This is a genomic window from Spirochaeta cellobiosiphila DSM 17781, assembly GCF_000426705.1.
Taxonomy (GTDB): Bacteria; Spirochaetota; Spirochaetia; order DSM-17781; family DSM-17781; genus Spirochaeta_E; species Spirochaeta_E cellobiosiphila.
This window is the reverse complement of sequence record NZ_KE384557.1, coordinates 90,979-104,397: the sequence shown is the minus strand read 5'-3', so window position 1 is coordinate 104,397 and position 13,419 is coordinate 90,979. Positions and strand designations below refer to the sequence as shown.

The window sequence follows — 13,419 nt, the reverse complement described above, 5'->3', positions numbered from 1 at the left end:
TTCCCGTAATAATGCTCTAAACAGCAATAAAAGAAGTTAACCCTTTTCTTTTTTTGAGGATATCAATCACCTTAGTCCACTGGAAAATCTCTGCCATATCCATAACAGTCTGTCCATACTTATTTAATGCGGTGCTGTCTGCTCCATAATTCAATAAAGTTTCTACTATCCGGGAATTTCCGGCCAAAGCTTCCATATGAAGAATGGTGTTTCCAGCTCTATCTGTATATTGAAAGAGTTCCCTGGACTGAGACAGATAATTACTAAAATTTTGAGCAATCTTACGACCGAAAGGCTGTTCTATTTGATTTAAATCATCATCTATTTGGTAATCCAGATAAGAGAGTCGTGGCTCATAGGGATTACCAAAATCCAGATTCCACTTTTTGTCATGTTTTTCCCGTTCTAATAAAGGCATACCCTGACGAGCCCCTTGAATTGTAAAACCTCCATAAACTTTTCCTTTTGAAACAAACATCCAATCTGACACCTGATCAATTGTGGCCAAAACACTTTGATCTTTACTCTTGTTTTTTAAAAAGCGAGGTTCATATATCAAGTTCCCATGAATGAGACGTCCATCGAATTGAAAATTATCTACCCATACAGATTCTACTTTTGGAGAAGTTCCTCCCCTGTTTGTCTTTAAGTCTAACCGGACAATAGCCAATTCATGTGTTTTATGAATTCGACGCCTTTCCCAAGACAATTCTCGAACAAATATTTTAAAAGTATGTTGAGCTCTTTTAACGGCAAGCTCTAAAATCTCACTCATAGTAATTCTCCTCTTCTGCTAATCCAGAATAAGAAGAAACGGAGTTCATCCCTATTACCCTTTGGGGGGTAATAGGGTATCAGAAGGGGTATTTTTCTACCCCTTAGCAGAAATAATTGTTATTATAGGTGATATTTCTTACATTCGAATAAAGGAGCAAATAACATAATGGGATATATCGCTATATTTGTATTGTTTATACTAGCAATCATTCACCTATTTATCTTTGTAGCTGAAGTCTTTCTTTGGACCAAACCTATTGGGTTAAAGATGTTTAATATGAATGAGGATCATGCACAGTTGACCAAGGTAAATGCCATTAATCAAGGTTTCTACAATTTTTTTCTAGCAGCGGGGATACTCTATTCCTTAAGATATGAAGATGTTTTGACAGCTATGTTCTTTTCTCTTTGTATATTCATTGCTGGTATAGTGGGAGGAATTACTGTTAAGAAAAAGATTTTATTGGTACAGTCCTTACCTGCTTTTATTGCCATTGTTTTATTACAACTGGGAGTTTAAAGTTATGCACGCCTTAGAAACCAAACGATTAGTAATCGCCAAATCGTTTGGTTTTATTTATGGTACCCTTTTCAATAGAAAATCTTTTTTATAGGTCATCAACTAAGGCACTGGATTTAGAATAGGCTGTAGGTTTAGCTTCAAAAAAATCCGTTTTCACCATGTTTGGATTACTGTATTGACTTATCCACTGCATGGATTCAGGTTCTTTTTCTTCACCAGGATATAAAATAGCCAAGCCTAAACCTCTACATCTTAGGTTCCCCAGATAATGGATATAATCTGTAATCATCTGCTCTGTGAGTCCAGGTATTCGATTACCGATTACATATTTGCCCCATTCGATTTCTTGTTCCACACCGTCCTTAATCATCTGTCTGTATTCTTCTTGCAGTTCAGGTGTAAACAAATGGGGCATTTCATTCTTTAGTTCTTGAAGAATAGATCGGAATAACAAAAGATGTGTGTTTTCATCCCTATTAATATAGCGAATCTCCTGTACAGAACCGCTCATCTTCCCATTGCGTTCCAGGTTATAGAAGAACATAAATCCTGAATAGAAATAAATACCTTCCAGGATGTAGTTAGCAACAGCTGTTCTTACAAGATTCTCTGGACTAGGATTTTCCTGAAACTGGTTATAGAGATCACCTATGAAACGATTCCTTTGCAGAAGTCTATCATCATCCCGCCACTGATAGAGGATATTGTTTCGTTCCTCAGGAGAACAAATAGTATCCAGCATATAACTGTAACTCTGAGAATGAATAGCTTCCTGAAAAGCATGTATAGTCAAACAGAGATTGATTTCATTAGCTGTGATGAACTCACCTAAAGCTGGCAGATTGGCCGTTTGTATGCTATCCAGAAAAACAAGAAAGGAGAGAATTTTATCGTAAGCAGTTTTCTCATCAACACTGAGTTGTCTATATTCTTTCACATCGTTCTGCAAATTTATTTCTTCTGGAATCCAAAAGTTATTCATACTATGACGATACCATTGGGAAACCCATGAATATTTTAGATTGTTAAAATCATTTAAATTCGTTGTATTCCCCCCTATGATTCGTCTCTTACCGATTTCGGAATCACCTTTATCATTGAATAAGGGTTTTCTTTGTAATATTTCTGACATATCTCTTCTCCTTTTTAGTATTTATGCGGAACAACTGTCGCAATCATCCACTTCCAGTGATTTGGAACGTATATAATAGATTGTCTTAATGCCCTGCTTCCATGCTTCTAAATACAGGTTAAGAACCTGACGCAAACTAAAATCTGTGGTGATATACATATTAAGGGACTGGGATTGGTCAATATGCCGCTGACGAATACCAGCAGCCTTAATAGACCAGTCCTGGTCAATATTATGAGCATTTTTATATAGCCAGAAGGTAGAAGGATTTAAGTCAGGAGCCACTCGTGGAACAGTCATCCCCTTCTTCTCTTCCAGGTAGTATTTATTCATTATGGGATCTATACCTGCTGTTGTACCAGCTACTATGGAAGTAGAACTAGTAGGGGCTACAGCCAATAAATAGGCATTACGCATTCCTTGTTGAGCTACTTTTTCCTGAAGCTTTACCCAGCTAGGACTGTTATATCGTCGTTTGTCGAAGTAATCTCCCTTTGCCCAATCAGAACCATCAAAATAGGCGTAACTTCCTTTTTCTTTAGCCAGATCACTACTAGCCTGGATCGCGGCATAATTAATACGTTCAAATATTTGATCTGCCCATTCCAGGTGGTCTTTGCTTTCCCAGGATATTTTGTTTTTAGCCAACCCATGATGATATCCATTAACCCCTAAGCCTATGGACCGATAACGCTTATTCGTGATTTGGGCATAGGTTACGGGATAAAAGTTAAGATCAATGACATTATCAAGAACCCGAACAATCCTATTGACAATCTCTTCCAGTTCACCTGACTTATTGGTATCAATATTGCCTAATACGAGAGAAGCCAAATTACACACCACAAAATCACCTGGTAATGTCTTTTCAATGACAACTGTATCACCTTCTTCTGTGTATGTGAGAGACTGAGACTGAACAGCACTCATATTCTGAGCAATTTCTGTACATAAATTGGAACAATAGATCATTCCCTTATGAGGATTAGGATTCATTCGGTTTACATGATCCCTGTTAAAAATAAAAGGAGTTCCCGTTTCAACTGCAGATTTGATAATCATTCGGACCAGATCTTTGATGGGAATACTTCTTTTATCGATAGTATCGTCTTCCAGACATTCCTTATAACGCTTTGTCCATTCCTCTCCCCAGAAATCTTCCAAATGATAACCTTTAGACTGCTGGATTTCATGGGGACACATAAGCTGCCATTCTCCCTCTAACCCTTTATTAACCTGTTCCCAAAAGTAATCAGGAACACAGAGAGCAGGGAAAACATCATGAGCTTTCATTCTATCATCCCCATTATTAGTTCTTAATTGGAGAAATTCAGGAATATCCTTATGCCAAAGATCCAAATAAACAGCAACAGCACCTTGGCGTACGCCCAATTGGTCTACAGCTACGGCTGTATCGTTAGCCAGTTTTATCCAACGAAGGACACCACCTGCAGCCCCTTTAAAACCTCTTATGGGAGAACCTACGGCTCGAACCTTGCCAAAGTAGAGCCCCATACCTCCACCGAATTTCGAGACTTGAGCAAAACTATTGATACTACGGTATATCCCATCAAGAGAATCAGGTACAGTATCGATAAAACAGGAAGATAACTGATGAAAAGGTTTACGAGCATTAGATAAAGTAGGTGTTGCCATGGTCACTTGAAGCTTACTCAAAATATCATATGTTTTAATAACCCATTCCCGTCTATCCTGTTGCTCATTCATACAAAGATGCATAGCAATTCCCATGAAAAGCTCTTGGGGAGTTTCTATTACCCTTCCCTGCCAATCAATGATCAAGTATCGTTTTAATAAGATATCCAAAGAACTATAGGTCAAAAGACGATTGCGCTCTTCAACCATTACTTGGCTAAAATACTCAACATCTTCCCTAGTATAATTCTGAAGGATGTAATCCCCATAGAGACCTTTATCTGTTAACCATGCTATTTTGTCATAAAAGTTTGCTATATTTTGTTCTTTTAGATAAGGTTGCAGATTTTCCTGAAATCTTAAGTAAGCCAAATGAGAAGCAATGTATTCCCATTGGGGAGCTTCCTGAACAGTCAACTCTAATGCAGCTCTTACCAATAATTCAAGGGCTTTATCACGGTTAAGATCAGGCTTATAAAAGGCCTGATACTTATGTAATAGATGACCCAGGTGATAAACGTCCTCTGAATAGGTATTTTGAATATCTAATAACAAAGTCAATAAAGGATCATTTCCATTGGGACACTCAGGGATCAACATCATAAGAGCATTCCGATCTTCTCGTCTCTTATTATGTTGATCCCGGTATAGTATGTAGTTTTTGGCTACTTGATAAAAGCCTTCTGCCATTAGCTTTTGTTCTACCATATCCTGTATCTGTTCAACTGTGATAAGTTGTTTTGATTTCTGGTCTTGAAATAATGATGTTTCAATATCTGTTAACAACTGTTTCAATTGACTCGAAGATGGCTCTAAATCCGCACTATGAAAGGCTTTAGTGAGCGCATCCCCAATTTTTACTTGGAAATATTCCTGTTTAGAACCATCACGTTTTACTATATACATTGTAATTCCCCCGGACAATAGAGATATCACACTATATATAGTGTTTCAAGACACTATTAGTATTTTTTACTGATATGTAATCCTATAAAAGTGCTTTGCCATAGAATTCAGGAAAACAAATCTACTAGTCCTTAAGTCTTTAGGATCCGCTACTAAATTCACAACGGATCCAAATAATTCTTATAATGGTTATTGAAGAACTGTAAACTCATCAATAAGTAATGATAACCAAATCTTCTGCATAACCAGAATAATATAGAGTATGTTCCACATCCGTACCAATATGAATGACGGAATCAGAGGATAAGCTTTTTCGATAAAAATCAGATCCATCAAAGCTTTCTACTAATTCACCATCAATATAAAGGCAAAGTCCTTCTGAATCCTTGCGCAGATAATTATAGGACAATTCATGATATGCCCCATCATTCAGTAAGGTTGTAACAAATTCTGGAGTGTAACTTATCTCATTACCACGACTGGCAAGGGTTAGAGTGGGAATCCCATTATTTAAGGATATTTTATACCCTGAGGAACCGTCCATCTTATCAAGAAGTACTGATTGTCCTTCCATGGAGGTTCTTAGATTAAGGATGATATCAAAGTCTTCTTTGCCAATATCCAAATCATATTCTGAATCTCCATAGAGATAGACATTAGAGTCTCCCCCTAACAGAACATTGCCATTCGTAGATCCAGAAGGATAAGTATTAGCCCATAACACGACATCCTGATTATTATTAGCATAAAAATACTTACCTGATTTATAATCAGAGAAATAAAAATTCTCGTCTATAAGAACATAAGGATCATTCGTTTCATATTCATACAATTCTTCAACTTCATCAGAAGTCAAGGCCCTGTTATATAAACGGAAATTATCATATCCAACTACATCATTATAAGCCTGCCATACACTGTCTCCACCAATGTTGTAATCCACAATATCGGGAAAAGGAGCTAGGGCATTAGTAGGATCATCTGTTTTTGAACTAAGTTCTCCATCAATATAGAGTTTCATTCCTTCTGTATCACCCCATTCAACAGTAAAGACAAATAGATGCCATTGGTATCTAGATAAATTGTTCTTGGAATTAACAAAGGCATTAGCCTTAGCTCCTGGAATGCTTATTAGCCATTCTGTAGTGATATTACCTCTGTAATCTATGAAATGCATAATTTGTAATAATTGATTCCCTGTAATTGGCATATCTCCTAAATGCCCCTGAGAAGAATCAGCTATGTTAAAAGCAATGCTCTTACCAGAAGTTCTATTTTCTCGGGAGGTACTTTTAAACCAATAAGCTATACTTAGGTCTGATTCAGACAAGCCATGCAGAGATTCAGAATCTTCAATATAGACATAGGGTCTCACGTAATCACTTTCATCATTGATCATCAGTGATTGGTCATCAACACCACCAGCAAACTCAACATAAGACTCACTACGAATCTCACCATGGTTCATATTTCCACTAGTGTCTTCAACATTTCCATCAAAGAGATATTCCAACACAAGCCCTCTTCCCAAGGAGGTAATGGATCTTGAATCTTCTGTTTTATTATCAATTTTGACATGGAGGTCATTAAGGGAACAACTTAGAATGACGCTTAAACCTATTAATATAATACATAATTTTTTCATAGTACGACTCCTTGGATTCCTAGTACACAAGCATTATTAGATCAGTTAAAGATCCAACATATTGTTTTTCTTCATTAATATTTGTACCACAATGAAAAACAGCATCTGAAGACAGACTTTTACGATAAAAATCGCTGGCATCAAAGGATTCCACAAGCACATCATCAATATAAAGTTGGAGACCATTAGAACTTCGTCTGGCCACTTTGTATTTTATTTCATGAGATTCTCCATCATTTAAAGGAGAATTTAAGGATGTTGCAGTATAATCAATAACAGTTCCTCGACTCGCCATTGAGATAGTAGGAATTCCTCCTTCAAGGGAGATTTGATATCCATATCCATCATATAATTTGTCTATAAGAACTGCTGAATCATTTTGAGTAGTTATGAGATTTAGAATTATATCGAAGTCTTCTCTATTGATATCCAAACTATATTCATCTTCACAATAAAGATTTGCCGTATCATCCGGTCCAAAATCTAAAACTCCATAACCAGACATCTCAGCATAACCATTAACCAATAGATCAGCATTCCCACTATGATCTGGAAAATAATAAGTTGAAGAGGAGGAATCATAATTAGTATACATAAAATTATTATCTTCCAAGACATAAGAACCATCTGTTTCATAATCGAATAGATCTTCAATCTCATCGGAAGTAAGCAATCTGTTATAGATTCGATAGCTGTCATACATCACAGGAGCACTATCAACACTCCATGCTCTATTTCCACCAATGGTAAAATCAACTATATCAGGAAATGTAGGGTCAAGGGATGTAGGATCGGCGGTCTTCTTTGAGAGTTCTCCATCAATGTAGAACTTGACCCCTTCTGTATTATCCCAGTCCACGGTCATAACAAGTAGGTGCCATTGATAACGGGAAACAGTGTCTGTAACATCAAAATAGATGTAATTATCATCGTCAATGTTTAATGAAATATTCGCTTTCAAATTACTAGATGAAGTTGTTATTAACATAATTTCAGCAATACTACGTCCAGAAATAGGATAATCCCCCATATGTCCACCTGAGGAATCTAGTACACTAAAAGCTAAGCTTTTATCACTTAAATTATTGTAGGTTGTATTAGTATAGTAATACCAAAATGCCACACTATAATCTGAGTCACTCAAACTATGTAACGATTTTGAATCCTCAATATACACATAGGGACGTGTATAAGAATTAGGATCATCAATTCCTAAAGATTCCCCATCAAGGCCTTCTTTGTAGCTTATATAATAATCATTCTTAAGGACCCCAATATTGTCATTACCACTGGTATCGGTTAGATCTCCTTCAAACAGATATTCCAAAACCAAGCCCTTTCCTAAAGAAATCAAGGACCGAGAATCATCCTGATCTTGCTCTCCTTTTTTTTCAGATAAATCCATAGAACAAGATCCTAGCAGCCCAAAGCATAGTACAATCCAAAAAAATTGTTTCATATAATACTCCTTTTTAATCATTAGATTAAGGAAGAAGAAGAACAAAAACATCACCCGGAAAGGGTGATATTTTTCGATAGAAAATTAAAATTGAAACTAGACAGTAGCTTCGCTTTATCATCAAATATTAACCAATTAAGTAAAGACAGGACTCGTTTTTGGGATATTAATAACTAGGCATCCTCTTTTCCATTCTTATACCTAACAAAAACTTGCATATTTATTAGTGGAGCATTAACGTTAGGAGTATATTTAATAATACATTCATGAAGTGGCTGGAGAATGAGGATGAGTAAGACGGAAATTATACTAGTTGATGATGAAGCCCCGGTACTTCGTGCCCTTAAGAGAGAATTAGCTACTTTTACCAAATCACAGGATATGGAAATAAACACCTTTGATAGCCCAGAGGAAGCTCTTAACTATATAAGAGAAAATGGGTTAAATGTATCCATTCTCATATCAGACCAAAAGATGCCCGGACTTAAGGGTAATGAGTTAATTGGAAAAGTCAAAGAACTTAATCCAAACATAGTCCCCATCCTAATTACAGCCTATACGGATATGGAGGATATAGTAAAATCCATTCGAACGGGTATTTTTTCTTTTATTCTCAAACCCTGGGATGAAGAGGATCTTATCAGGCAAGTAGAGAAGGCCTGGGAAATCCATCAACTAAGAACCAATAATAAAAAATACCTGGCAATGCTTGATGAAGAGTTAAAATGGGCTGGATTACTTCAGGATAAATTCCTAACTCTCAATATTCCTCATAGTAATAAACTATCCTTTAGTGTCAATTATAAACCCCAATTGGCCTGTGGGGGAGATTTCTACGATGTTATAAGAATTAACGATGATAATTATCTAACCATTATAGCGGATGTTGCCGGCCATGGAGTTAAGGCTGCATTTATTACTTTTATTCTTAAAACAATTCTTCATGATTCCACATTCAGTAATCTCGTCAATGACAGTATCACCCCCAGTCATCTACTAAGTTGGCTGAATAAACGAATATGTAAAGAACTAGAGAGTATTGATTCCCTTATTGTCACCCTTTGCATTTGCCGTGTGGACTTACAGAATAACAAACTATGGACAGCTAACGGAGGACATGTACCTCCAGCTATTATTCGTGACAAAGATATAAAGTTTGTTGAAGCCTTTGGTACTGCTCTTGGCTTCAGTAAAGACATTGAATATACCAATTATTGCGAAGATATTAAGCAAGGAGATAGAATCCTATTATACACAGATGGTATCTCTGAAATCGATAACTATGGCTATTCTTTAAGGGACATCATTCTTAATCATGAGCAACGAAAGGATTTCGATGAAGCTATTATGAATGAAATTCAGAAGAATATGGAACACAATGAGTTTCGTGATGATATGACTCTCATGACTATTGAGGTTTTGTAGTGACTTTACGAAAGAAAAGCCTAATTTTTTTCTGTTTGATGATGGTCATCATTATTAGTCTCTTAACAATATTATCCTCTGTAATATCCATCAACACAGCAACTCAAGGGAAAGCTAAACTTGATTATTATCAAATGGATCAATGGGAAAGAATCAAAACAGCAACTGCAGATCAACTCATATATCTATCTACTTATATATTAGATCTGGACTCAATAGATAAAATACTGGAACAGCGAGAAATCCTGGACAAAGCGGTTGTCACCTTACTGAACCTTATAGACGAAGAAAAAGATCATAGTCAGTCAGAGAGAGAAGAACAAGAAGAGTATGATAATTATAAAAACCTTCTGATCTATAAGAACTTATTTAATAATCAGATAGATGGCATTATCCAATTACATTCACAAGGGCACCAAAAAGAAGCATTAGAAACTTATAAGATTCTATTAGAATCCTCCAGTTCCTATTATATATTAAAAGACAAATTAATCGATAAAACCATATCTGAGGAGTATGAAGAGATCCTGAGTTCCTATGGTACGACTTGGTCTCGATATCGTTTATTACTAATCTATAGTCGTATTGTTCTAGCTTTATCCGTTATATTTATACTATTCCTTTACCTCTTTTCCCGTTTACGAGTGATCTTACCATTATCAAAGTTAGATAATATTGCTCGTAGTTATACAGAAAAAAAGGAATTATCTACCTTTCCTAGTCCATCCAATGACGAAGTAGGTTCTCTGACCCTTTCCATAAAAAATATGATTGAAACTATTGAGCGAGATACTGTTGAGCTAAAATATGTGAACCGGAGAATTAACTCCATACGACAGAAGGTAGAACTTATTGGTCGAGGAGATCTTAGTGTTCAATTTGACATCACTTTCAATAAAGACGTATTCGATCGTTTATCTCTCGGTATTAATACAATGATGGAAACGATACAGAAAGGCTTATCCACCATTGAACATCAAAAGGATGAAATAGACTCAATTCTGATTAGTTTGGATGAAGGGATTATGACTCTCGATCGCTATAATCAGGTGTCTTATATTAATAATACAGCCATACAACTACTTAATAAAAAACATAAGGAAGATATTATTGGACTTCAATTAAACAACTGTATCAAACTAAATCAGTTACAATCTTCTCACCCTCTTCGCCAGTACCTGGAAGGCAATCTTTCCTATGAGGAATTAACAGCCGGACGGATTGGACAACTAAATTTTAACAATGATGAGGAAGAAGAACTACTTGTTGAAATACGGTGGTTACCAATAAATAGAGAGCATTACCAAAAGACAGGAATGTTACTAATCCTTAGAGATATTACACCTATTATAAAAAATCAAAGGGAGATAAATAATCTTAGAGATCAGATGATGCAAAGGGACAAACTAGCCAGTATCGGATTACTGGCATCAGGAATGGCACATGAAATAAATAATCCCATTGGGTATATCAAAAGCAATCAGAGAGCTCTTCAAAAAGATCTAAATATCATCAAGGACTTATTTCAGGATCATAATATGCTGAATCAGGAACGTATTGATTTGTTCAACGAAATAGAAGAAATGCTCAATGATAATCATAGTGGTATACAAAAGATACATAACATTGTGGAAGATATGAAGAGTTTCTCCAGATCCGGAGATAGTAGGGATTTCAAAAAAGAGAACCTTAATGAAATCATAGGACAAACAATTCGTCTGGCAAAAGCAGAATCAAAGGTAATCAGTAAGATAGTATTTAAAGAAACGGCTCTTCCTCTTATTAGTTGTATTGCCAATCAAATTGAACAAGTTCTCCTTAATATCATTATCAATTCCCTTCAAGCAATACAGCGTTTGAATACTAATGATGGAAACATCCTCATTGAAACAGGAGTTGAGGGAGAGGGGGTTATCTGTATTATTAGTGATAATGGAAATGGCATTCCAGAAGAAAATAAAGCAAAAGTCTTTGATCCTTTCTTTACAACAAAATCTCCTGGAGAGGGGACTGGTCTAGGACTAAATGTGTCTTTTAATATCATAAAGCATCATCATGGAACCATTGAAGTAGTTCCTTCTGTACTAGGGGGAGCCAGTATAAAAATTTGGCTCCCTATACAGTAATTATCTTATTGTAATACCTGCTTGTTCTAGTTCTTTAAGACTTAACTGGCTATCCTGAGGAGACTGATTAACACCTTTTGTTAGCTGTGATAACACTGAAGTTTTATATCCACATTTAAGCGCATCTAATGCAGTGTATTTGACACAATAGTCTGTAGCCAATCCGCATATTTCTACTTCAGTAATATCCTCTTCTTTTAAGTATTCATCTAGTCCAGTTGAAGCGCCGTCGTCATCAAAGAATCCTGAATAACTATCTGCTTTAGGATTAGTTCCTTTTATAAAATTCACAGCCTTGACATTGAGCTGTGGGTGGAATTGAGCACCTTTGGTGCCTTGGACACAATGATCTGGCCACATAACCTGAGGACGACCTGATAAGGTACCCATATCATAGGGCTTTGCCCCTTCATGCTGTGAAGCAAAGGAACCATGATTAGAAGGATGCCAATCCTGGGTTGTAATAACGAGATCGTACTCCTTAGCAATAGAATTGACTCCTTCAATTATGCTATCCCCTTCTTTAACAGCTAAGGCACCGCCTGGACAGAAGTCATTTTGTATGTCAACTATTATTAAAGCCTTCATTATACACTCCTTGTTATCGTTCTTATACACAGATCTATTTCTTCTTTTGGACCCGTATGTTTTCCTGGACTATCTGATAATTTTACCACTGGTATCCATTGGGACTGATCATCTTGACGACATTTTGATAGTTTAATAACCATATTCAAAGATTTAGGACCTACATCATTTGTTAAATGGGTTCCAATACCAAAAGACGGTCTTATTTTGCCTGCACAGTAATCCTTTATACGAATAACCTCGTCTGTATCCAAACCATCTGAAAATACAATTGTTCTCGTAGTGGGATCAATGTGATGTTTTTTATAATGGGCTAACATTTTTTCTGTGAATTCAATAGGATCACCAGAATCGTGTCGTACACCATCAAATAATCTAGATTTAACAGAGTCGAAACTATTAAGGAAAAAATCTGATGTATAGGTATCCGTTAAGGCTATCCCAAGACTCCCCTGATAAGCTTGAGTCCAGGCATCAAGAGCTGTTTTATTAGCCAATCTATATCCATTTTGAGCAGCATGGTACATAAACCATTCATGAGCATGAGTACCTATAGGCTTTACCCCTAATTCCTTGGCAAATAGCACATTACTTGTTCCTTGAAATGTATGGTGGGGAACAGATATAATATCCCTTAATACTTGTTCATGATTATCAGCAGAAAAACGCCGCCTTGTCCCAAAATCAACAAATTGAGCGCCAACGTCTCGTAAACGTATCGATTTCTCTATGTTTCTTGAATGTTGTTCTTTGAGTGAGAATAAATCAGGCTCTGTGATACTAAAATATAGTTCACTGACTAAAGCCATAAGAGGAACTTCCCAGAGGATAGTCCTAAACCATGGACCTTCAATAGAGATTTTGAGCTCCCCCTCATCAATGCTAACGTGAACTTCTTCTGAGTTATAACGATAGTACTTCAAGAACTCTAGATATACAGGAGTAAGAAAATAGCAAGTATCTTTTAAATACAGATATTCTTCCTCACTCAAAGATAGCTCTTCCATCTTCTTTATCTCTTCCTTCAAACGAAGATCAAAACCGATGGGAAACTTTGTATTGGCTCTATTGATAAATACATATTTTACTTCCGCCCTTGGATAAAGCGCATGCACAGCCTGTTGCATGGTAAACTTATATAAGTCATTATCTAATAAGCTCTTAATCAAACAATTAGTCATA

Annotated in this window: 10 protein-coding genes; 3 read left to right on the top strand and 7 right to left on the bottom strand. The window is 36.2% G+C overall.

The window, feature by feature from the left end; translation table 11 throughout:
- Positions 1–16: 16 nt before the first annotated feature.
- Positions 17–775, bottom strand: a complete 759-nt coding sequence (locus tag K345_RS0115385) for a DUF2314 domain-containing protein (RefSeq protein WP_028974932.1) — start codon at positions 773–775, stop codon at positions 17–19.
- A gap of 168 nt (positions 776–943) precedes the next feature.
- Here K345_RS0115385 and K345_RS0115380 point away from each other — a divergent pair, with 168 nt between their 5' ends.
- Positions 944–1,297: a DUF1304 domain-containing protein gene (locus tag K345_RS0115380; protein ID WP_028974931.1), complete on the top strand. Its 354-nt coding sequence runs from the start codon at positions 944–946 to the stop codon at positions 1,295–1,297.
- Between the two features lie 88 nt (positions 1,298–1,385).
- On the opposite strand, the gene K345_RS0115375 is transcribed toward K345_RS0115380, so the two are convergent.
- The 4 genes from K345_RS0115375 to K345_RS0115360 form a co-directional block, all read right to left on the bottom strand.
- Positions 1,386–2,432 (bottom strand): ribonucleotide-diphosphate reductase subunit beta, encoded by a 1,047-nt coding sequence (locus K345_RS0115375; protein WP_028974930.1) that lies wholly within the window; start codon positions 2,430–2,432, stop codon positions 1,386–1,388.
- Between the two features lie 21 nt (positions 2,433–2,453).
- A complete protein-coding gene (locus K345_RS0115370) occupies positions 2,454–4,994 on the bottom strand; it encodes a ribonucleoside-diphosphate reductase subunit alpha (RefSeq protein WP_028974929.1) in 2,541 nt (846 codons plus the stop codon).
- Between the two features lie 211 nt (positions 4,995–5,205).
- On the bottom strand, positions 5,206–6,639 hold the full coding sequence (locus K345_RS0115365) for a LamG-like jellyroll fold domain-containing protein (RefSeq protein WP_028974928.1): 1,434 nt from the start codon (positions 6,637–6,639) through the stop codon (positions 5,206–5,208).
- A 19-nt stretch (positions 6,640–6,658) separates the two neighbouring features.
- Positions 6,659–8,098 carry a LamG-like jellyroll fold domain-containing protein gene (locus K345_RS0115360; RefSeq protein WP_028974927.1) on the bottom strand — a complete coding sequence of 480 codons (1,440 nt, stop codon included), beginning with the start codon at positions 8,096–8,098 and terminating at the stop codon, positions 6,659–6,661.
- 288 nt (positions 8,099–8,386) lie between these two features.
- Between K345_RS0115360 and K345_RS0115355 the strand changes: the two genes are divergently transcribed.
- Both K345_RS0115355 and K345_RS22520 read left to right on the top strand, forming a co-directional pair.
- Entirely contained in the window at positions 8,387–9,523 is a 1,137-nt protein-coding gene (locus K345_RS0115355; RefSeq protein WP_028974926.1) for a fused response regulator/phosphatase, read from the top strand.
- 41 nt (positions 9,524–9,564) lie between these two features.
- Positions 9,565–11,649 carry a sensor histidine kinase gene (locus K345_RS22520; RefSeq protein WP_211227904.1) on the top strand — a complete coding sequence of 695 codons (2,085 nt, stop codon included), beginning with the start codon at positions 9,565–9,567 and terminating at the stop codon, positions 11,647–11,649.
- On the opposite strand, the gene pncA is transcribed toward K345_RS22520, so the two are convergent.
- Together pncA and pncB are read right to left on the bottom strand one after the other, a co-directional pair.
- Positions 11,650–12,237, bottom strand: a complete 588-nt coding sequence (gene pncA / locus K345_RS0115345) for a bifunctional nicotinamidase/pyrazinamidase (protein WP_028974925.1) — start codon at positions 12,235–12,237, stop codon at positions 11,650–11,652.
- Positions 12,237–13,418: a nicotinate phosphoribosyltransferase gene (gene pncB / locus K345_RS0115340; protein ID WP_211227903.1), complete on the bottom strand. Its 1,182-nt coding sequence runs from the start codon at positions 13,416–13,418 to the stop codon at positions 12,237–12,239. Before pncB ends, pncA begins: the two co-directional genes overlap by 1 nt.
- Position 13,419: the final 1 nt, after the last annotated feature.